At 56.6% G+C, this 20,328-nt stretch carries 26 protein-coding genes; 9 read left to right on the top strand and 17 right to left on the bottom strand.

What is annotated here, in order from left to right:
• Positions 1-26 precede the first annotated feature (26 nt).
• Genes mltC through mutY form a run of 3 tightly spaced genes read right to left on the bottom strand, consistent with a single transcriptional unit; the run spans position 27 to position 2,510 of the window.
• Entirely contained in the window at positions 27-1,103 is a 1,077-nt protein-coding gene (mltC, locus tag AC4ICF_RS19240) for a membrane-bound lytic murein transglycosylase MltC (RefSeq protein WP_045260773.1), read from the bottom strand.
• Between the two features lie 55 nt (positions 1,104-1,158).
• Positions 1,159-1,431 carry an oxidative damage protection protein gene (locus tag AC4ICF_RS19235; RefSeq protein ID WP_023309138.1) on the bottom strand — a complete coding sequence of 91 codons (273 nt, stop codon included), beginning with the start codon at positions 1,429-1,431 and terminating at the stop codon, positions 1,159-1,161.
• Positions 1,432-1,457: 26 nt separating this feature from the next.
• Complete coding sequence (gene mutY, locus AC4ICF_RS19230) at positions 1,458-2,510, bottom strand: A/G-specific adenine glycosylase (protein ID WP_316379958.1); 1,053 nt, start codon at positions 2,508-2,510, stop codon at positions 1,458-1,460.
• Positions 2,511-2,654: 144 nt separating this feature from the next.
• On the opposite strand from mutY, the gene trmB reads away from it, so the two are divergent.
• From trmB to AC4ICF_RS19215, 3 genes are read left to right on the top strand one after another with little or no spacing between them, the layout of a single operon-like run.
• A complete protein-coding gene (gene trmB, locus AC4ICF_RS19225) occupies positions 2,655-3,374 on the top strand; it encodes a tRNA (guanosine(46)-N7)-methyltransferase TrmB (protein WP_233002828.1) in 720 nt (239 codons plus the stop codon).
• Positions 3,374-3,700, top strand: coding sequence for a YggL family protein (locus tag AC4ICF_RS19220; RefSeq protein ID WP_010435485.1), 327 nt, complete (start codon positions 3,374-3,376; stop codon positions 3,698-3,700). The genes trmB and AC4ICF_RS19220 overlap by 1 nt, the downstream gene beginning before the upstream one ends.
• A 56-nt stretch (positions 3,701-3,756) precedes the next feature.
• A complete protein-coding gene (locus AC4ICF_RS19215) occupies positions 3,757-4,473 on the top strand; it encodes a YggN family protein (RefSeq protein WP_166712316.1) in 717 nt (238 codons plus the stop codon).
• Positions 4,474-4,540: 67 nt separating this feature from the next.
• On the opposite strand, the gene AC4ICF_RS19210 is transcribed toward AC4ICF_RS19215, so the two are convergent.
• The 6 genes from AC4ICF_RS19210 to AC4ICF_RS19185 form a co-directional block, all read right to left on the bottom strand.
• The gene (locus tag AC4ICF_RS19210) at positions 4,541-4,903 is read right to left on the bottom strand and encodes an endonuclease domain-containing protein (protein ID WP_045308346.1); all 363 of its coding nucleotides are present in this window, start codon (positions 4,901-4,903) and stop codon (positions 4,541-4,543) included.
• Positions 4,904-4,966: 63 nt separating this feature from the next.
• Positions 4,967-6,109: a radical SAM family heme chaperone HemW gene (gene hemW, locus AC4ICF_RS19205; RefSeq protein ID WP_116341966.1), complete on the bottom strand. Its 1,143-nt coding sequence runs from the start codon at positions 6,107-6,109 to the stop codon at positions 4,967-4,969.
• On the bottom strand, positions 6,102-6,695 hold the full coding sequence (locus AC4ICF_RS19200; protein WP_010435473.1) for an XTP/dITP diphosphatase: 594 nt from the start codon (positions 6,693-6,695) through the stop codon (positions 6,102-6,104). Before AC4ICF_RS19200 ends, hemW begins: the two co-directional genes overlap by 8 nt.
• Before the next feature lie 3 nt (positions 6,696-6,698).
• Positions 6,699-6,995 carry a DUF167 family protein YggU gene (gene yggU, locus AC4ICF_RS19195; protein ID WP_014885193.1) on the bottom strand — a complete coding sequence of 99 codons (297 nt, stop codon included), beginning with the start codon at positions 6,993-6,995 and terminating at the stop codon, positions 6,699-6,701.
• Positions 6,992-7,558 carry a YggT family protein gene (locus AC4ICF_RS19190; RefSeq protein ID WP_116341962.1) on the bottom strand — a complete coding sequence of 189 codons (567 nt, stop codon included), beginning with the start codon at positions 7,556-7,558 and terminating at the stop codon, positions 6,992-6,994. The genes yggU and AC4ICF_RS19190 overlap by 4 nt, the downstream gene beginning before the upstream one ends.
• A 21-nt stretch (positions 7,559-7,579) precedes the next feature.
• Positions 7,580-8,281, bottom strand: coding sequence for a YggS family pyridoxal phosphate-dependent enzyme (locus AC4ICF_RS19185; protein WP_116341960.1), 702 nt, complete (start codon positions 8,279-8,281; stop codon positions 7,580-7,582).
• Positions 8,282-8,298: 17 nt separating this feature from the next.
• Here AC4ICF_RS19185 and AC4ICF_RS19180 point away from each other — a divergent pair, with 17 nt between their 5' ends.
• The gene (locus AC4ICF_RS19180; protein ID WP_316379959.1) at positions 8,299-9,279 is read left to right on the top strand and encodes a type IV pilus twitching motility protein PilT; all 981 of its coding nucleotides are present in this window, start codon (positions 8,299-8,301) and stop codon (positions 9,277-9,279) included.
• A gap of 10 nt (positions 9,280-9,289) precedes the next feature.
• On the opposite strand, the gene ruvX is transcribed toward AC4ICF_RS19180, so the two are convergent.
• The 8 genes from ruvX to metK form a co-directional block, all read right to left on the bottom strand.
• Positions 9,290-9,706, bottom strand: a complete 417-nt coding sequence (gene ruvX / locus AC4ICF_RS19175) for a Holliday junction resolvase RuvX (protein WP_021242076.1) — start codon at positions 9,704-9,706, stop codon at positions 9,290-9,292.
• Positions 9,706-10,266: a YqgE/AlgH family protein gene (locus AC4ICF_RS19170; RefSeq protein ID WP_020883695.1), complete on the bottom strand. Its 561-nt coding sequence runs from the start codon at positions 10,264-10,266 to the stop codon at positions 9,706-9,708. Before AC4ICF_RS19170 ends, ruvX begins: the two co-directional genes overlap by 1 nt.
• Positions 10,267-10,340: 74 nt before the next feature.
• Entirely contained in the window at positions 10,341-11,288 is a 948-nt protein-coding gene (gene gshB, locus AC4ICF_RS19165; protein WP_023331278.1) for a glutathione synthase, read from the bottom strand.
• A 19-nt stretch (positions 11,289-11,307) separates the two neighbouring features.
• Positions 11,308-12,039 (bottom strand): 16S rRNA (uracil(1498)-N(3))-methyltransferase, encoded by a 732-nt coding sequence (gene rsmE / locus AC4ICF_RS19160; RefSeq protein ID WP_316379960.1) that lies wholly within the window; start codon positions 12,037-12,039, stop codon positions 11,308-11,310.
• A 51-nt stretch (positions 12,040-12,090) separates the two neighbouring features.
• Entirely contained in the window at positions 12,091-12,798 is a 708-nt protein-coding gene (gene endA, locus AC4ICF_RS19155) for a deoxyribonuclease I (protein ID WP_233002833.1), read from the bottom strand.
• A 94-nt stretch (positions 12,799-12,892) separates the two neighbouring features.
• Positions 12,893-13,390, bottom strand: a complete 498-nt coding sequence (locus AC4ICF_RS19150; protein ID WP_003860035.1) for a SprT family zinc-dependent metalloprotease — start codon at positions 13,388-13,390, stop codon at positions 12,893-12,895.
• Positions 13,391-13,449: 59 nt separating this feature from the next.
• Complete coding sequence (gene galP, locus AC4ICF_RS19145) at positions 13,450-14,847, bottom strand: galactose/proton symporter (RefSeq protein WP_045134809.1); 1,398 nt, start codon at positions 14,845-14,847, stop codon at positions 13,450-13,452.
• Between the two features lie 360 nt (positions 14,848-15,207).
• Positions 15,208-16,362 carry a methionine adenosyltransferase gene (metK, locus tag AC4ICF_RS19140; RefSeq protein ID WP_061097111.1) on the bottom strand — a complete coding sequence of 385 codons (1,155 nt, stop codon included), beginning with the start codon at positions 16,360-16,362 and terminating at the stop codon, positions 15,208-15,210.
• A gap of 138 nt (positions 16,363-16,500) precedes the next feature.
• On the opposite strand from metK, the gene AC4ICF_RS19135 reads away from it, so the two are divergent.
• The 5 genes from AC4ICF_RS19135 to speB all read left to right on the top strand — a co-directional run bounded on the left by AC4ICF_RS19135 (position 16,501) and on the right by speB (position 20,326).
• Complete coding sequence (locus AC4ICF_RS19135; RefSeq protein ID WP_162874982.1) at positions 16,501-16,719, top strand: hypothetical protein; 219 nt, start codon at positions 16,501-16,503, stop codon at positions 16,717-16,719.
• Positions 16,720-16,787: 68 nt separating this feature from the next.
• Positions 16,788-16,931 carry a hypothetical protein gene (locus AC4ICF_RS19130; protein ID WP_420094878.1) on the top strand — a complete coding sequence of 48 codons (144 nt, stop codon included), beginning with the start codon at positions 16,788-16,790 and terminating at the stop codon, positions 16,929-16,931.
• Between the two features lie 94 nt (positions 16,932-17,025).
• Complete coding sequence (gene yqgB, locus AC4ICF_RS19125; RefSeq protein WP_127312443.1) at positions 17,026-17,157, top strand: acid stress response protein YqgB; 132 nt, start codon at positions 17,026-17,028, stop codon at positions 17,155-17,157.
• A gap of 8 nt (positions 17,158-17,165) precedes the next feature.
• A complete protein-coding gene (gene speA / locus AC4ICF_RS19120) occupies positions 17,166-19,142 on the top strand; it encodes a biosynthetic arginine decarboxylase (protein WP_116341952.1) in 1,977 nt (658 codons plus the stop codon).
• Between the two features lie 263 nt (positions 19,143-19,405).
• Entirely contained in the window at positions 19,406-20,326 is a 921-nt protein-coding gene (speB, locus tag AC4ICF_RS19115) for an agmatinase (RefSeq protein ID WP_008499737.1), read from the top strand.
• Positions 20,327-20,328: the final 2 nt, after the last annotated feature.

Raw genomic sequence — 20,328 nt, 5'->3', positions numbered from 1 at the left:
AGAGGGTTAGGGTGAAGGGGGAGTTTCTAGCGGCGACGATAGTTCTTCTGCGCCGTATTCACCTTATACAGATAGCGGCGGGATTCCGCAGACGGGTGGCGAGTGGTGAGGGTTGAGTAGACATCCCCCGGTGCCATGCTGTTGATGATGTTTGCGGCCTGCACTTTGTCGTTCGAGAAGACGCGCAGCACGCTGCCCGCGCCGCCGTTGTAGGCTGTAATCACCGCATAGCGACGCGACGTCGGGTTATCGATGCCGCCAAGGTAAACATTGTTCAGCATCGCCAGGTAGGCGGTCCCGGTATCAATGTTGCTCTGCGGGTCGAACAGGTAACTGCGGCTCGGCGTGCCGGATTTCCCCTGCGAGCGGAAGACGTCTTTACCGGCGCTGTGCTGCACAACCTGCATCAGCCCCAGCGCGTCCGAACGGCTCACCGCGTAGGGGTTGAACGACGATTCGGTCTGCATAATCGCCAGGATCAGCGACTCATCCACGCCGTACTTACGCGATGCCTGACGCACCATGCCAAGGTACTTGTGCGCACGCTTGTCGAGGTGGTTCGGGACAAGGTTGATGGTGACGCTGTAGATGATCTTCAGGCCGTTAGAGCGGCTCTTCAGGCGCGTCTGCAGCAGGTAGTCGGCAAATTTCGTGGCGCGGCCTTCCCAGCGGATCGGCTGTCCGGTCTGGTCAACTACCTGACCGTACAGGAACGGCTCTTTTGAGATGGTGATGTCGTCGGCATCGGAGTAGAGATCGATAGATCCCGGATCGTCACCCATCAGCAGGGTTTTGACGATCGCCTGACGCAGCCGTGCCGCAGGGTCGGTGCCTGCGATGGTTTCAATGGTGATCGTACCCTCATCAAAGTTGATGTGGCTACGGGTCAGATAGGCGTCGGTGTACTTAACGTAGTCCTTCGGTCCGGCAATAAGAACTTCGTTAAATCCCCATATATTCTCGATGTTGTGGGCAAACTGCCCCATCAAAATGTCAAAACCGTTGGTGTCCTTGACCCAGGCTTCGTTGTAATCATCGCCTTTTTTGGACGAACACGAGACCAGCAACGGCGCAACAAGGGCTAGCGCTAAAAGTTTTTTCATCATTCCGGGAGTGCGTGTTGTGTTTGCTTTAACGGCGGGGTTCACCCGCACGCTGTTATTTTTCCGGCGGCGTATAGCCTTCGATGTGCACGTCTTTACCTTCGAACAGGAAGCTCACCATCTCCTGCTCCAGCAGCTTGCGGTGCTCCGGGTTCATCATGCTGAGCTTTTTCTCGTTGATCAGCATGGTCTGCTTTTTCTGCCACTGTCCCCAGGCTTCTTTGGAGATCTCGTTATAGATGCGCTTGCCCAGATCCCCCGGATAAAGCTGGAAATCCTGGCCTTCAGCGTCTCGCTGCAGGAAAGTACAAAAAATCGTTCTGGCCATACGTATTCCTCTTTTTCTTGTCGATGCTAAACCATTGCACCGGTACGTAATTGCTGTAACAGGCGCTCCACGGGAGCCGCCAGCCCGACTGATGGCGGTTGCGCTAAGTTATACCAGAGAGCGGTGCCTTCATCCATGCACGAGGTGAATGAGGACACGGGAAGCCACATCGGGACAATATCCAGATGGAAATGGCTGAAGGTATGGCGAAACGCGGTCAGCTGCGTCAGGTTATCGGCAGCAATCCTGCGCTTTTGAAGCCACTCACGCAGCAAGTCTTCATTTTCAAACTGTGGGAAGCAGTATAGACCACCCCACAGACCGCTCGGCGGACGCTGGGCAAGGAACACGTCGTCGCCGTGCTGCATCAGCAGCATATAGCCCGTGCGCTCCGGCAGCGTCTGTTTGGGTTTCTTACCCGGATACTGCGCCCATGAATGGTTGGCGTAGGCCACGCAGAGGTTGTTTACCGGGCAGAGTTCACACTTAGGTTTTGAACGCGTGCAGACCATTGCGCCGAGATCCATCATCGCCTGGTTGAAACGCTCGACGCCGTTGGCCGGGGTGACCGCTTCACTTATTTCCCAAAGACGTTTCTCAACGTCCTTCTTACCCGGCCAGCCGTCGACGGCATAACAGCGGGCCAGCACGCGCTTCACGTTGCCGTCGAGGATCGGGAAATGCTTGCCTAAAGACAGGGAGAGAATGGCGCCCGCGGTTGAACGCCCGACGCCGGGTAAGTCCGCCACCTCGTCGAAGGTTTCCGGGAATTTGCCGTTGTGGCGCGTCGCGACCTGCTGTGCGGCCTTGTGCAGGTTACGCGCCCGGGCGTAATAGCCAAGACCGGTCCACAGGTGCAGCACCTCGTCCAGCGGGGCGTTGGCCAGATCGGTCACCGTCGGGAAGCGCGACATAAAACGCTCGAAGTAAGGGATCACCGTGGCGACCTGCGTTTGTTGCAACATCACCTCGGAGAGCCATACTTTGTACGGCGTTTTTTCAATTTGCCAGGGCAGGGTTTTACGCCCGTATTTGTCGTACCAGTCCAGCACCTGGGCTGAAAATTGAGAGGCTTGCATGGTCATCGATTCGCATAATCAGGGACGCAGATTGCAGCACAGCGTCAATCTGCTGTAAACCGGATCTTTCCCATGCTTGCATAGAAGCCTTAACTTTGGATAATGCCCGTTTCCCGAACATTCTCACAAGCAGACAACTCTTTTATGAAAAACGACGTCATTTCACCGGAATTTGATGAAAACGGTCGCCCGCTGCGCCGTATTCGCAGCTTTGTCCGTCGTCAGGGCCGCCTGACAAAAGGTCAGCAACACGCGCTGGACAACTACTGGCCGGTGATGGGCGTTGAGTTCAGCGAGCAGCCTCTGGACTTTGCCGAGCTGTTTGGTCGCGACGCGCCCGTCACGCTGGAGATCGGCTTTGGGATGGGCGCCTCGCTGGTGACCATGGCGAAGGCGCGTCCTGAGCAGAACTTCCTCGGTATTGAGGTGCACTCTCCGGGCGTGGGCGCCTGTCTCGCAACCGCCCATGAAGAGGGCGTTGAGAACCTGCGCGTCATGTGTCACGACGCGGTGGAAGTGCTGCATAAAATGATTCCTGACAATTCTTTAACCATGGTTCAGCTCTTTTTCCCTGACCCGTGGCACAAAGCACGTCATAATAAACGCCGTATCGTTCAGGCACCGTTTGCTGAGCTGGTAAAAAGCAAGCTCAAACTGGGCGGTGTCTTCCATATGGCGACCGACTGGGAACCTTATGCGGAACATATGCTGGAAGTGATGTCATCGCTGGATGGGTATAAAAACCAGTCTGCGAGCAGCGACTATGTACCGCGTCCGGACTCGCGTCCGGTAACGAAATTTGAACAGCGTGGCCATCGTCTTGGTCACGGTGTATGGGACTTAATGTTCGAGAGGGTGAAATAATGGCAAAGAATCGTAGCCGTCGTCTGCGTAAAAAGATGCACATCGAAGAATTCCAGGAAGTGGGCTTCTCCGTTGCGTGGCGTTTCCCGGAAGGCACCAGTGTAGAACAGATCGATCAGGACGTTGACGCGTTCATCAATGACGTGATTGAGCCAAACAAGCTGGCCTTCGACGGTAGCGGTTACCTGGCATGGGAAGGTCTGATCTGCACCCAGGAAGTGGGTAAATGCACCGAAGAACATCAGGCGCTGGTACGTAAATGGCTTGAGGACCACAAGCTGGAAGATGTTCGCATCAGCGAACTTTTCGACGTTTGGTGGGACTAATAAAGCAGTAAGGGGCCAGCATTAGCTGGCCCATTTTGTCTGAGGGAGTGTTTAAGATGCGCAAAACGTTGCTGGCTGTTGCTTTGATGGCAACCGGATTCACCGCCCATGCGGATTATCAATGTAGCGTCACCCCGCGTGATGACGTGGTGTTAAGCCCGCAAACCGTGCAGGTCAAAGGCGAAAACGGCAATCTGGTGATTACGCCGGAAGGGAACGTCACCTTTAACGGCAAACAGTACACCCTGACTGCCGCACAGCGCGAGCAGGCGAAAGACTACCAGGCCGATTTGCGTACCGCGCTGCCGTGGATTAATGAAGGCGCGCTGACGCGCGTTGAGAAAAGCCGGGTGGCGCTGGATAAAATCATCACCAAAGAGGTGGGGGAGAGCAGCAACATGCGCACCCGCCTGACGAAGCTCGATAAGCAGCTTAAAGAGCAGATGAACCGCATTATCGAGACGCGCACCGACGGTCTGACGTTCCACTACAAGGCGATCGATCAGGTCCGCGCTGACGGGCAGCAGCTGGTGAATCAGGCGATGGGCGGCATCCTGCAGGACAGCATCAATGAGATGGGGGCGAAAGCCGTGCTGAAAGGCGGCGGTAACCCGCTGCAGGGCGTGCTGGGCAGCCTGGGCGGTTTGCAGACCTCGATTCAGAACGAGTGGAAGAACCAGGAAAATGATTTCCAGCAGTTCGGCAAAGACGTGTGTAAACGCGTGGTGTCGCTGGAAGACAGCCGGAAGGCGCTGGTGGGGACGCTGAAGTAATTTACTTCACCCCTCACCCTAACCCTCTCCCCAAAGGGGCGAGGGGATGGTTTGCTCCCTCTCCCTTTCAGGGAGAGGGCCGGGGTGAGGGTTGCAGCATTTGCAGTGTTTCAAGGATCTTTTCTAACACCGCCTCTTCGTTATCCCAGAGTTCGTTGTTCCAGAAACGAATGACGTACCAGCCCTTTCGATTTAGCCAGAGCGTCCTTTGACGATCGTATTCCTGATTCTCATCATGTTGCCCGCCATCCAGCTCAACAGCCAGACGAGCCGCGCAGCAGGCGAAATCCAGAATGTAATTACCTACCGGATGCTGTCGACGAAATTTATAATTTTCGAAACGGCGGCTGCGCAGTAGATACCAAAGCCGCCTTTCTTCTTTTGTCAGCTCACGTCTGAGCTGTTTTGCATAAGAACGAGTAATTTCCATCCCCACACTCTGCCAGCCTTTCCCTCAGCCGCCAGAACGGGATGCAAAATCCTGAATCAGCCTTCAGGAATCTTCGGTGAGGAACAGCTCAAGAAGAGAGTTTAAGAACAGTTTGCCGTGTTCGGTGATCTGCCAGTATTCCTCGCTCTCGGTGAGATACCCCTGCGCCAGCGCCTCGTCGATCTGCGGGCGGATCACCGACTCCGGCAGCCCGGTGTACAGCGCAAACTCCGCGCGCGGGGCGGCTTCCAGCAGGCGGAAGCGGTTCATAAAGAACTCAAACGGCTTATCCGCCGCTTCGACGTCGTGCTGACGCTCCAGGTAGCGGCCTTCCATATACCCGCGCGGGTGGCGGGTTTTAGCCGTGCGCAGAATACGTCCGTCCGGGAAGGTCACCTTGCCGTGCGCGCCGCAGCCAATCCCCAGATAGTCGCCAAAGCGCCAGTAGTTCAGATTGTGCTGACACTGGTAGCCCGGCTTCGCGTACGCGGACGTTTCGTACTGCTGATAGCCCGCAGCGGTCAGAAGCCTGTGACCCTGCTCGAAGATATCCCACAGCGCGTCGTCGTCCGGCAGCACCGGCGGGCGCGAGCCAAACAGGGTGTTAGGCTCGATGGTGAGCTGGTACCACGACAGATGCGGCGGGTTCAGTTCGATCGCCTGGCGCAGGTCGTCCAGCGCCTCTTCCAGAGACTGATCCGGCAGGCCATGCATCAAATCGAGGTTAAAACTGCGAAGATTAAGCCCGGTCGCCAGGTTTGCCGCGCGCTTTGCCTCTTCCGGGCCGTGAATGCGCCCCAGACGTTTTAGCTTTGGTTCGCTAAAGCTCTGCACGCCGATGGAGATGCGGTTCACCCCCGCGCGCTGATAGTCGACAAAACGGTCGGCTTCAACGGTGCCGGGGTTGGCTTCCATCGTAATTTCCGCATCAGCCGCCAGGTTCAGACGCGCACGCACGCCGTCCAGCAGCGTCTGCATCGCCGGGCCTGACAGCAGGCTCGGCGTACCGCCACCAATGAAAATGGTCTTAACTTCACGTCCCTGTGCGTAAGGTACATCGGCGTCCAGGTCGGCCAGCAGATGCGCAACGTAGTCATCGTGCGGCACTTCGCCCTTTAGCGCGTGCGAGTTGAAATCGCAGTACGGGCATTTCTGCACGCACCACGGGATGTGAATATAAAGACTCAGAGGCGGCAAATTAGCCATTACGCAGTGCTTCCAGTAACAGTTTCAGCGCGCGTCCACGGTGGGATATCGCGCTTTTCTCTTCGCGGGTCAGTTCCGCGGCGGTTTTGCCCTCGGTCGGGACAAAGAAAATCGGGTCGTAGCCAAAGCCGCCGTTGCCAGCCGCTTCACGGGTAATCACGCCCGGCCAGCTGCCGTGGCAGACAATAGGCGTCGGGTCTTCCGCGTGGCGCATATAGACCAGTACGCAGTGGAACTGCGCGGTGCGCTGTTCGTCCGGTACGTCTTTCAGGGCGACAAGCAGCTTTTCCAGATTCTGCTGGTCGGTGGCGTCCACGCCGGAATAGCGTGCGGAGTAAATTCCCGGCGCGCCGCCGAGGAAATCGACGGCCAGACCGGAGTCGTCGGCAATCGCGGGCAGGCCGGTGACCTGCGCGGCATGGCGCGCTTTCAGGATCGCGTTTTCGATAAACGTCAGCCCCGTCTCTTCGGCGGACTCCACGCCCAGCTCGGTCTGAGCCACTACGTCCAGCCCAAAATCATTTAATAGCGAGGCCAGCTCGCGCACTTTACCGGCATTACCGGTCGCGAGAACAACTTTCTGCATGGTTTAGTCCTGTTCTGTCAGAGCCGCGACTTCCGTCGGGATAGATTGCGGATTAAGGATTTTTACCTGTTTATGTCGCCCAAGTTCACCTTTTTCAATGATGACCTGGCTTTTGGCGACGCGAAACTGTTTTGCCAGATATTTGGTCAGATGCGCGTTCGCCTGGCCGTCAACCGGCGGGGCGGTGATGGCGACCTTTAACTCGTCGCCATGCAGCCCGACAATACTGTCACGGCTGGCTTTCGGCTGAATATACAGCCGCAAAACCAGCCCGTCAGCGCAGGTGCTTACTGCACTCATAGCGCCATCCACAGCCCCGGCAGCAGCATGTCGCCCGTAGACTGAAGCAGCTCGGCGATCCCCATGTTGATCACATAGAGCAGCAGAACCAGAATCATCGGGGAGAAGTCGATGCCGCCCATAGACGGAAGCAGGTTGCGGATCGGACGTAGCAGCGGCTCGGCCAGCTGAATCAAGGCGTACTCTACCGGGCTACGGCCCTGGCTCACCCAGCTCATGATCGCCATAACCAACAGCACCCAGAAGATCAGCAGACCGACGGTTTTGATCAGAATCAGGACGGCGGCAATCCAGATAATCGGCTGGAAGGTGATGACCATAAACAGCACGATGGCTTTGATCACGCTCAGAATAAACGCCACCAGCAGCGAAGCGCTATCGATGGGCCCCATTGCCGGGATAATACGGCGCAGCGGTCCGACGACAGGTTGCGTAATTTTCACGACAAACTGGGAGAACGGATTGTAAAAGTCACAGCGGGCCCACTGCATCCAGACGCGTAGCAAAAGCGCCATCGTATACAGCTCAATGACCGTTGAGAGCAGGAAAGTCAACGTCTTCATGGCGTTCCTCAGGTTTCCTTATTATTTGGTGTAGTCGCGCGCACCGAAAACGGCTGTGCCGATGCGCACCATAGTGCTGCCTGCCGCGATGGCGGCTTCCATATCATCCGACATGCCCAGTGAAAGCGTGTCTACCGTTTCATAGCGCGCTTTAAGCGCCTCAAATGCTACAGCCATTTGCTGTGCCACGGCAAACTGCCTTTCATAACTTGACTCAGGCGCCGGAATTGCCATCAGCCCGCGCAGGGTTAAGCGAGGCAGGGCGGCCACCTCTGCGGCCAGCGCATCCAGCTCGCTCAGGGCGATGCCGGACTTGCTGTTTTCATCACTGATGTTGATCTGAATCAGCACGTTAAGCGCAGGCATCTCTGCCGGGCGCTGGTCGCTCAGGCGTGTGGCAATACGCAGACGGTCAACGGTATGGCACCAGTCGAAGTGCTCTGCCACCAGACGGCTCTTGTTCGACTGCAGTGGGCCAATAAAGTGCCACTGCAGATCAGAAGTACCCTGCTCCTGGAAGTAGCGAATTTTATCCACGCCTTCCTGCACGTAGTTTTCGCCAAACGCCCGCTGGCCTGCCGCAATGGCTTCTGCGATGGCGCTCGCAGGCTTTGTTTTGCTGACTGCAAGTAGCGTAATTTCTTCTGAAGCACGGCCGCAACGCGTTGCTGCGGCTGAGATTTTGTCCCGAACCTGTGCCAGGTTATGCGCAATGTCGTTCATTTTCCGAGGAGTAGTCTATGGATGTGGAAGAAATTGTGGCCCTTAGTGTAAAGCATAACGTCTCCGATCTACACCTGTGCAGTGATTCGCCACCCCGTTGGCGCAGATTAGGCCGCCTTGAACCGGCGCCGTTTCCGCCGCCTGATGTCGGGGCGTTGTTGAAAGCCTGGCTCAACGACGAGCAGCAGGGAACCTGGTGGGCAAACGGGCAGGTCGATTTTGCCGTGACGGTGGCGGAAGACCAGCGTCTGCGCGGGAGCGCGTTTAAGCAGATGAAGGGGATATCCGTCACCCTGCGGCTGTTGCCGCGCACCTGTCCGCAGCTTTCCGCGCTGGGTGTGCCACGGGCCATTCCCGAACTCTTGTCCAGCGACAACGGGTTGGTTCTGGTAACGGGAGCGACCGGCAGCGGCAAATCCACCACGCTGGCCGCAATGGTCGATTTTCTCAACCGCCATACTGACGGCCACATCCTCACGCTCGAAGATCCGGTGGAGTTTATGTACCAGAGTGAACGTTGCCTGATTCAGCAGCGGGAGATAGGCCAGCACAGTCCATCATTTGCGGAGGCGCTGCGCAGTGCATTACGCGAGGACCCGGACGTTATTTTACTGGGTGAGCTGCGCGACAGCGAAACAATCCGCCTGGCGCTGACGGCGGCGGAGACCGGGCATCTGGTGCTGGCGACGCTCCACACTCGCGGGGCATCGCAGGCAATTGAACGGCTGGTCGATACGTTCCCGGCGCAGGAGAAAGATCCGGTGCGTAACCAGCTGGCTGGCAGCCTGCGGGCGGTGCTGGCGCAAAAGCTGCTCCCCGATCTGCAGGGCGGGCGCGTCGCGTTGTATGAACTGCTGGTGAACACCGCAGCGGCGGCCAATCTTATTCGTGAAGGAAAAACGTGGCAGCTGCCCGGCATTATTCAAACCGGCCAGCAGGCAGGAATGCAGAACTTTGACCAGAGCCTGGCGGAGAGACGGGCACAGGGGCGGCTGTAGCCCCCTTCGTTTAAAAGCCCTGTTCGAAATAGCTTTCGAGGATGATGACGGCTGAAGCGGAGTCCACGCTGCCCTTGTTGAGCGCCCGGAAGCCACCGTGCTCAAACAGGCCTGCACGCGCTTCGACGGTGCTGAGACGCTCGTCGTGAAGCTTCACGGAGACGCCAAAGCGGCCATGGATTTTATTAGCGAACTTACGCGCCCGGGCGGTCAGCGGCTGTTCCGTGCCGTCCATGTTCAGCGGCAGCCCAACGATAACGTCATCCGGCTGCCACTCTTTGAGCAGACGTTCGATAAGATTCCAGTCTGGCGTGCCGTCGTTGGCCTTCAGGGCCGTGAGCGGACGCGCGGTACCGGTGATGCGCTGACCCACGGCAACGCCAATGCTTTTGGTGCCAAAATCGAAGGCCAGAAGTGTTCCGCTCATCAGGCGTGCCCCGCTACGCCTGGCATGGTCAGAATATCAATGCCAATCAGCTTTGCCGCGTCACGCCAGCGATCGGCTATCGGGGTTTTAAACAGAATATTCATGTCCGCAGGTGCGGTAAGCCAGGCGTTATCGAGGATCTCTTGCTCAAGCTGGCCTTTTTCCCACGACGAATAGCCCAGCGCCACCAGCACCTCAGAAGGCTGCTCTGCGGTACCCAGCGTTTCAAGTACGTCGCGCGAGGTCGTGATCACGGTGTTGTCGGAGATGCGAATGCTGGACGAGAAAACCGGCGGGGTATGCAGAATAAAGCCGCGATCTTCTGCAAGGGGTCCACCCAGCATCACCGGTTTATCAAGCCGAATTTCCGGCAGGCGCTCTTCAGCCGAGATTTTCAGCTTGTCCAGAATTCCTTCAACCTGCAGGTTTTCCAGCGGCTTGTTGATAATAATCCCCATCGCACCGTCTTCGTTGTATTCGCAAATATAAACCACGGCGCGGCGGAAAATCGGATCCTGGAGAGCAGGCATGGCAATAAGAAAGTGATGCTGTAAATTCATTGTCAGAGGTACTGTTTCCTGGTTTAAAAAGCGACAGCGCCCAGTATGGGGATAAACCTGGGCGCTGTCACAGATTATTTCTGTAAACGTTTTTCGATCGCGTCCATCAGCATTCCGGTGATCGAGATCGGGAACTCCGCTTCGATTTCGCGAATGCAGGTTGGGCTGGTGACGTTCACTTCAGTCAGGCGATCGCCGATGATATCCAGGCCAACGAAGATCAGGCCTTTGGCTTTCAGCGTAGGGCCGACGCGGCGGGCAATTTCCCAGTCGCTTTCGGTCAGCGGACGGGGTTCACCACGACCACCGGCCGCCAGGTTACCGCGGGTTTCGCCACCCTGCGGAATACGCGCGAGGCAGTAAGGCACCGGCTCGCCGTCTACAACCAGCACGCGTTTGTCGCCATCTTTAATGGCAGGCAGATAGTTCTGCGCCATGCAGTAACGGGTACCCAGTTCGGTCAGCGTTTCGGCAATCACGCCGATGTTCGGATCGCCTTCCTTCACGCGGAAGATAGATGCGCCGCCCATGCCGTCCAGCGGCTTCATGATGATGTCGCCGTGCTTCTGCCAGAACTCTTTCAGCTGCGCTTTGCTGCGGGTCACCAGCGTTTCCGGCGTCAGGTCAGAGAACCAGGCGGTGTAGAGCTTCTCGTTGCAGTCGCGCAGGCTCTGCGGCTTGTTGACGATAAGCGTCCCTTTCTCTTCGGCACGCTCAAGGATGTAGGTGGAGTAGATATATTCGGTATCGAACGGCGGATCTTTACGCATCAGGATCACGTTGAGGTCGGCCAGGGCAATGTCCTGCTCGGTGCCAAACTCGTACCATTTGTCGTAGTTCTGCTCGACGTTAACGATGCGGGTACGCGCGCGGGCTTCACCGTTGATCAGGTAAAGATCGTTCATCTCCATATAGTGGAGCTCATAGCCGCGACGCTGCGCTTCCAGCAGCATAGCGAAGCTGGAATCTTTTTTGATGTTAATGTTTGCGATGGGATCCATCACGATGCCGAGCTTTATCATGTTCTTCTCCGTTAATACTTCAACCCAGGTCGCCAAACCGCACCTGTAGCGCGGTGATGGCCGTGAGTGCCGTTGTCTCAGTGCGCAGAACGCGAGGTCCCAACAGAATATCAGTAAACTGGTAGCGCGCCGTCATCGCAATTTCGTCCGCCGACAGCCCACCTTCGGGGCCAATCAGCAGCCGAACGCGCTCGACGGGCATCGGCAGCGTATTGATGCTGGCACTGGCGCGCGGATGAAGATTGAGCTTCAGCCCGCTCTCTTCTTCTGCACACCAGTCCTCCAGATCCATTGCCGGGCGGATCTCCGGGATTCGGTTGCGGCCGCTCTGTTCGCAGGCCGCAATGGCAATTTTCTGCCACTGCTGGATCTTTTTATTCAGACGTTCAGCATCCAGTTTAACGCCACAGCGCTCGGAAAAAAGTGGCGTAATGAGGCTTACGCCCAGCTCAATGGATTTTTGAATGGTGAACTCCATCTTTTCCCCGCGCGACATCACCTGCCCAAGGTGGATGTGCAGCGGCGATTCACGGTCGTCCACTTCACCGCGCAAGACATTTACATGCACGCTTTTTTTATCCGCCCGCGTGATTTCCGCGTCGAAAACCTGATTAGAGCCATCGAACAGTTGTATTGCCTGGCCAGCCCCCATGCGCAGCACGCGGCCAACGTGGTTAGCGGCGTCGTCAGACAGGGCGATTTCGCGGCCTGCGGTAATCAGTTCAGGGTGGTAAATGCGGGGAATGCGCATAGTCAAAAATTCCATATGTCATGCGATATAAGCGAATTGCCGTAGTGTAGGTTAGCTCTTTTGCGCCTGGCAAGCCCGCTGGACGTACGGGTTATGATTCCCCTGGACTCTGGCAATGCGTTCGTCGCGCTGGCATTCCCATTCCGTCACCGGATACTGCTTGTCCCAGGCGTTGAACAGCTGCGTCTGCTGGCGGGAAAGGTTGAGGTCATAACGGTCACGCATATAGAAGTAGGTGCGGGCGATGCTGCCGCGCGCGCGGGCAGGGGGCTCGGCGACTTTCTCTTTAAAATCCACCTTCATGCCGCACTGGCCGTACTGGCCTTCGCCACCGTTCCACTGGCTGTACATAAAGTTACCGCGGTCGCCGTTCACTTCACCAACCGCAGGTTGCAGGTTATGCATATCGCTTTCCATCTGGCGATATACCGGATCTTTGGCGCAGTTTTTACGTCCGCCGTCCTGCCAGCACTGGCGCTGGTGGCCAAACTGCCAGGCCGGAACGACATGCTCCCATTCGATGCGGCTGGCGCGGTTTTCGTTTTTACGCACCTTATAGCCGCATGACTCAAGGTCAACGACCCCTTTTTTGCCCTGCCAGTTAATTTTGCAGCCGCAGTAGAAATCGCCCGGCACATCGGCGTTCACCTTCACGCCTGCTGCCTTGGCCTGGGAAAAACTGTTGATACCGTCGGCCATTACCTGGCCGGAAAGCGCCGTCGTCAGAAAAGCGACCGCGAGAGAGAAATTACGGGACATCTTACACTCCGTGTCAAAACGAGCCCGCAACGTAACGAATGTTGTTCCCGTATGCAATCAGTCAGATCAGGAAAGTTCCTGAAAGTTCAGGCGATTACTCCGCGACCAGCGGTTCGCCGCATTTGACGCAGCGGTAGGTCGCTTCACCGCGCACCACGCGATTATGGCGGCGGACGGTAAGCTGGTGCTGCTGGCACTGGCAGCGGTAGGGGAAGGTATTGCGGCGCACCGATTCCAGCTCGAACTGATGGGTGCGGCGCGCCGGAACTCCAAGCACCGCCTCCATCATCCACTTCCACTCTTTTCCGTGGGGCGCGACGCGGCCAAAGTGCTTCCACACCAGAAGGTGCGCCAGCTCGTGCGGTACCACTTCTTCAATAAACGCCTGCTGGTTCTCCATCATCAGCACCGGGTTAAGGCGAATCTCGTATGATTCCAGCCAGGCGGTGCCTGCCGCGGTACCGCGCTGCTGATAGACCAGCTTCGGTTCAGGATAGTTGCGGCCGAGCTTCAGATTCGCCTGAGCGAGTTTTTCCCGCAGGCTGCGCATAACGGCTTGCTGAATGGCAATGGGGAGACGGGGAGCTTTCATAGGGGCAGAGCATAAAGCGGGAAGCGGGGAGGCGCAAGAGGCGCCTCCCGCAATGAGGATCAGTCGTGTGCGCCGATTTCGCGCAGCGGACGACCTTTCATCAGGTTACGTTCAATGTGTTCCAGTGAAACGTGCTTAGTTTCTGGAACCAGCCAGATAGTCAGAACAATAAAGAAGATATTCAGACCGGCGTAGACCCAGAAGGTGTTCGCATTGCCCAAGGTGTTGAGCATGGTCAGGAACGTCGCGCCGACGATCATATTGGCAATCCAGTTGGTCGCGGTAGAGCAGGTGATACCAAAGTCACGCCCTTTCAGCGGCTGGATCTCCGAGCACAGCACCCAAATCAGCGGGCCGGCGCTCATCGCAAACCCGACGATAAACATCAGCAGCATCCCTACCGCGAAGTACTGGGCGGTTGGAGAGTGAATGCCCACATGCATCATGGTGCCCAGCACGCCCATGCCGATCGCCATGACCAGGAAGCCCAGCGTCAGAGTAGGCTTACGCCCCCAGCGATCCACCAGGCCGATGGCGATAAAGGTCGCCAGCACGTTGGTCAGGCCGACAATAACGGTGCCCCACATCTGCTCGGTGGTGTTGGTGTATCCCGCCAGCTCAAAGATTTTTGGCGCGTAGTACATGATGACGTTCATCCCGGTGAACTGCTGCATCACCTGCAGCAGCACGCCGAGGAACACTGCACGGCGGAAGTTGCTGTTCTCTTTAAACAGCGCCCAGCCGGACTGTTTTACCTTCAGGCTTTCGCGGATCTCTTCCAGCTCATTTTTCGCTTCAGCGCTGGTATCGCGCAGGCGAAGCAGCACGCGTTCGGCATCGACGAAGCGGCGTTTGGCGGCGAACCAGCGCGGGCTGTCCGGCAGGAAGAAGACGCCAATCAGCAGCAGAATGGCCGGAATGATGATCACGCCGAGCATCCAGCGCCATGCGCCGCTGTAGCTGAACGCGGTATCGGACAGGTAAGCACCAAGAATACCGATGGTGATCATCAGCTGGTACATGGAAATCATGCTGCCGCGGATTTTCTCCGGCGCAATTTCAGAGAGGTAGAGCGGGGCGGTGTATGACGCTACGCCCACGGCCAGGCCCAGCAGCACGCGGGAAAGGATAAGCACTTCAACGTTAGGGGCGGCTGCAGAGAAGAGGGAACCGGCGACGAAGAGGATCGCACCGATCATGAGGCTCTTTTTACGTCCGAGCTTGAAGGAGAGCCAGCCGCTGCCGACGGCCCCAACGGCCGCACCGAACATCATGGAGCTGACCACCCATTCCTGGGTATGCGCGTTAATCTGGAATTCGTCTGCGATGAAGGGAAGAGCGCCGGCAATGACGCCGATATCCAGGCCAAAGAGTAATCCTGCCAGGGCGGCGAGGAAGCAGACGAAGAATGTCATCGCCTTGTTGGACGTACGCCCCTGTTTTTTATTGTCAGGCATTATGCCCTCCAGTTGGGTTATCAGTTTTATTGATGTTTAGGGTAGGTGAGCGACCCATAAAAAGATGTGAGATTAATCACATTGGTGTAATCGGTTACACTAACCTGTAACCGTAAATAAAATTAAAGCTTTGAAAATATAGAGGTAAATGAGGTGATATGCATCGCGAAAGAATACATTTCAGACTTAACTGAAAGGAAATGTAACAGCAGAAGAAAGGCGATCATGCAAAGAGAATATTCTGAAAGCAGGATATATTCGGTGCGGTGTAATCGGTTCCAGTCGTGCGGCTTTTAGCAGGCACCCGATATAAAAAAGGCCAGCACAAAGGCTGGCCTGTCTAAAGCGCGCGTCAGTCGATTATTTCAGACCGGCAGCTTCACGCAGCAGAGCGGCTTTGTCGGTTTTTTCCCATGGGAAATGTTCACGACCAAAGTGACCGTATGCCGCGGTTTCCTGATAGATTGGGTGCAGCAGATCCAGCATCTGAATCAGGCCGTATGGACGCAGGTCGAAGAACTCGCGTACCAGCAGGGTCAGCTGTTCTGAAGGCACTTTCTCGGTACCGAAAGTTTCAACCATGATGGAGGTTGGCTCAGCCACGCCGATGGCGTAGGAAACCTGGATCTCACAGCGGTCGGCCAGGCCGGCAGCAACGATGTTTTTCGCCACATAACGTGCTGCGTACGCAGCAGAACGGTCAACTTTAGAAGGGTCTTTACCGGAGAACGCACCGCCGCCGTGACGCGCCATGCCGCCGTAGGTATCAACGATGATTTTACGACCGGTCAGGCCGCAGTCGCCCATTGGGCCGCCGATAACGAAGCGTCCGGTTGGGTTGATGAAGAATTTGGTCGCGGAGCTCAGCCATTCGGTCGGCAGAACCGGCTTGATGATCTCTTCCATCACTGCTTCCTGCAGGGATTTCTGATCGATATCTTCGGCATGCTGAGTAGACAGTACCACCGCATCGATGCCGACAATTTTGCCGTCGTCGTACTGGAAGGTTACCTGGCTTTTCGCATCCGGTCGCAGCCACGGCAGGGTGCCGTTTTTACGCACTTCAGCCTGACGCTGCACCAGACGGTGTGCGTAGGTCACAGGCGCCGGCATCAGCACGTCGGTTTCGTTGGTTGCATAACCGAACATCAGGCCCTGGTCGCCCGCGCCCTGTTCCAGCGGATCGGCACGGTCAACGCCCTGGTTGATGTCTGGAGACTGTTTGCCAATCGCGCTCAGTACCGCGCAGGAGTTGGCATCAAAGCCCATATCAGAATGCACATAGCCGATCTCACGCACCGTGTTACGGGTGATCTCTTCGATATCAACCCATGCGCTGGTGGTGATCTCACCGCCAACCAGAACCATGCCGGTTTTGACATAGGTTTCGCACGCTACGCGCGCTTTAGGATCCTGCGCCAGGATCGCATCCAGCACCGCATCGGAGATTTGGTCAGCAATTTTATCAGGATGTCCTTCTGATACGGACTCGGACGTAAACAGGTGTTTTGCCATGTTTTATTTCACCTAAGAGGAATTTGGTTAGCTCAAGCTGCTGTGTGGAATAGCCAAAGGAGATAATTCTACCAAGGCCTGCAGGTTTTTGACACTGGCAGTATGAGTGTTAATCAGTATAGATGGATTAACATCTGGATGGCTATTTTAGGTCACTTCTTCGCCCGATTTCCAGTTTTTTTTGATTCATCTCTCACTGCGTTGAAATGTCTGCTGGAAATTTTTCCTGACGGCGCTGGCAACCCGCGCATTTTTGTTTTGCTTTTTAGCCCCCTTCTCGGTATAAAACGCGGCGCGCGGCTCATACAAAAAAAGCGCTCGATGACCTCATCGTGTCGCCACTTCCAGCCGGGTTAAGCAGTGAACTTTTAGCTTTGGCTTGGGGTCCGTTTCAGCAGAGGCGGCCGTGGAGGTGATACGAGATAATGAACCATCGTTTTCCGCTAATTCAGCGCTGCCGTTCTGGCGCGCAATTGATTCCCGCAACCCGCATTTCTAGTCTGCAAACCTGCCGATGTTATACCCATCTCGGCGCTTCTCAGGATTCCAGGGCCGGTCACGCTTTGTGAAAACTGAACAAGGGCGCTCTTGTTAATACAAGAGTTTTCTCGTGGTTTCGCCGAACCTTGTCATACAGAGTTCGGATACGTGTTTTACAATGATATGAATAAGAAACCGGTCGCACGGTCTGGTTTTCAGCATACTCTGCTGGGAAACGGAGCCGTTTATGGGTTGTTATCGCCGTACAACGCTGCGATAGTAGTCAACTGTTTTACACTTAATACAAAGAGTTGAGGTTCGCTATGTCTGACGACATGTCTTCTTTTTCGCCTTCGTCAGCGGGCGAACAGGGTGTACTACGTTCTATGCAGGAGGTTGCGATGAGCTCCCAGGAAGCCAGCAAGATGCTGCGCACTTACAATATTGCCTGGTGGGGCAATAACTACTACGACGTCAATGAACTGGGCCACATCAGCGTCTGCCCTGATCCGGACGTCCCTGAAGCGCGCGTGGACCTCGCCAAACTGGTGAAAGCCCGCGAAGCACAGGGCCAGCGTTTGCCTGCACTGTTCTGCTTCCCGCAGATCCTGCAACATCGCCTGCGTTCCATTAACGCCGCGTTCAAGCGCGCGCGTGAATCCTACGGCTATAAAGGCGACTACTTTCTGGTTTACCCGATCAAGGTAAACCAGCACCGCCGCGTCATTGAATCCCTGATCCACTCCGGCGAGCCGCTGGGTCTGGAAGCCGGTTCCAAAGCGGAACTGATGGCGGTTCTGGCGCACGCGGGAATGACCCGTTCGGTGATCGTCTGTAACGGCTACAAAGACCGTGAATACATTCGTCTGGCGCTGATTGGCGAGAAGATGGGCCACAAGGTCTATCTGGTTATCGAAAAGATGACCGAAATTGCCATCGTGCTGGAAGAGGCCGAACGTCTGAACGTCATCCCGCGCCTTGGCGTGCGTGCGCGTCTGGCGTCGCAGGGTTCCGGTAAATGGCAGTCCTCCGGCGGTGAAAAATCCAAGTTCGGTCTGGCGGCGAACCAGGTGCTGCAGCTGGTGGAAATTCTGCGCGAGCGCGGTCGTCTGGACAGCATTCAACTGCTGCACTTCCACCTCGGCTCGCAGATGGCCAATATTCGCGACATCGCCACCGGCGTGCGTGAATCGGCCCGTTTCTACGTTGAGCTGCACAAGCTTGGCGTAAATATTCAGTGCTTCGACGTGGGCGGCGGCCTGGGCGTGGACTACGAAGGGACCCGCTCGCAGTCTGACTGCTCGGTGAACTACGGCCTGAACGAATATGCCAACAACATCATCTGGGCGATTGGCGATGCCTGTGAAGAGCACGGCCTGCCGCACCCGACGGTGATCACCGAATCTGGCCGCGCGGTCACCGCCCACCATACGGTGCTGGTGTCTAACATCATTGGCGTTGAGCGCAGCGAAATCACCGAAGCGACGCCTCCGCAGGATGATGCCCCTCGCTCCCTGCAAAGCATGTGGGAAACCTGGCAGGAGATGCATGAGCCGGGCACGCGCCGTTCCCTGCGCGAATGGCTGCATGACAGCCAGATGGATCTGCACGATATTCACGTGGGTTATTCTTCAGGCACCTTCAGCCTGCAGGAGCGCGCGTGGGCGGAGCAGCTCTACCTGAACATGTGCCATGAGGTGCAGAAACAGCTCGATCCGAGCAACCGCGCGCACCGTCCGATTATCGACGAGCTGCAGGAGCGTATGGCGGATAAGATTTACGTCAACTTCTCCCTGTTCCAGTCGATGCCGGATGCCTGGGGTATCGACCAGCTGTTCCCGGTTCTGCCGCTGGAAGGGCTGAACCACGCGCCGGAACGTCGTGCCGTGCTGCTGGACATCACCTGTGACTCCGACGGCGCTATCGACCACTACGTTGACGGCGACGGTATCGCAACGACGATGCCAATGCCGGAGTACGATCCGGAGAACCCGCCGATGCTGGGCTTCTTTATGGTCGGGGCGTATCAGGAGATCCTCGGCAACATGCACAACCTGTTCGGCGATACCGAAGCGGTTGACGTGTTTGTATTCCCTGACGGCAGCGTGGAAGTTGAGCTGTCCGACGAAGGGGATACCGTGGCGGACATGCTTGAATACGTTCAGCTGGATCCGAAAACCCTGCTTACCCAGTTCCGCGATCAGGTGAAAAACACTGGTCTGGACGACGCGCTCCAGCAGCAGTTCCTGGAAGAGTTTGAAGCGGGTCTTTACGGGTACACGTATTTGGAAGACGAGTAAGGCATCCGCCTTTCCCCTCACCCCAGCCCTCTCCCCAAAGGGGAGAGGGTGTTCAATTTCCCTCTCCCCAAAGGGGAGAGGGTTAGGGTGAGGGGCAAAGACCACACTATGCCCTATACTCACTTGAACCCGTATGCATTACCGGCGATAATTCGTCCCAATAAGCGATTTACGAATCAATCCCTTCCTCGTCGGGTTTAACGACGCGGAGGGGATTTTTTTTCATCTGTTTTTAACGCATCGACTTTAAACGAGGTCAGGACATGAGCACTTTAGGTCATCAGTACGATAACTCTCTGGTATCTAACGCGTTTGGTTTTTTACGTCTTCCGATGAACTTCCAGCCGTACGACAGTGACGCTGACTGGGTAATCACCGGCGTACCGTTCGATATGGCGACCTCTGGCCGCGCGGGTGGTCGTCACGGCCCGGCGGCGATCCGTCAGGTTTCCACTAACCTGGCCTGGGAGCACAACCGCTTCCCGTGGAACTTCGACATGCGCGAGCGCCTGAACGTGGTGGACTGCGGTGACCTGGTGTACGCCTTTGGCGACGCGCGTGAAATGAGCGAAAAGCTGCAGGCCCATGCTGAAAAACTGCTGGCCGCCGGCAAGCGCATGCTCTCCTTTGGCGGTGACCACTTCGTGACCCTGCCGCTGCTGCGCGCCCACGCGAAGCACTTCGGTAAAATGGCGCTGGTGCATTTTGATGCGCATACCGACACCTACGCGAACGGCTGCGAGTTCGACCACGGCACCATGTTCTTCACCGCGCCGAACGAAGGTCTGATCGACCCAAACCACTCGGTGCAGATCGGCATCCGCACCGAGTTTGACAAAGACAACGGCTTCACCGTGCTGGACGCGGGCCAGGTTAACGATCGCGGCGTGGACGATATTCTGGCGCAGGTGAAGCAGATCGTCGGCGACATGCCTGTTTACCTGACTTTCGATATCGACTGTCTGGATCCGGCGTTTGCACCTGGCACCGGTACGCCGGTCATCGGCGGCCTGACGTCCGATCGCGCCATCAAGCTGGTGCGCGGCCTGAAGGATCTGAACATCGTCGGTATGGACGTGGTGGAAGTGGCACCAGCCTACGACCAGTCCGAGATCACCGCGCTGGCCGCGGCGACCCTGGCGCTGGAAATGCTTTACATCCAGGCGGCGAAAAAAGGCGAATAAGC

It is taken from the genome of Enterobacter sp. ECC_219_Taxon_10 (assembly GCF_058354905.1).
This window is presented reverse-complemented; position numbering and strand designations above follow the sequence as displayed.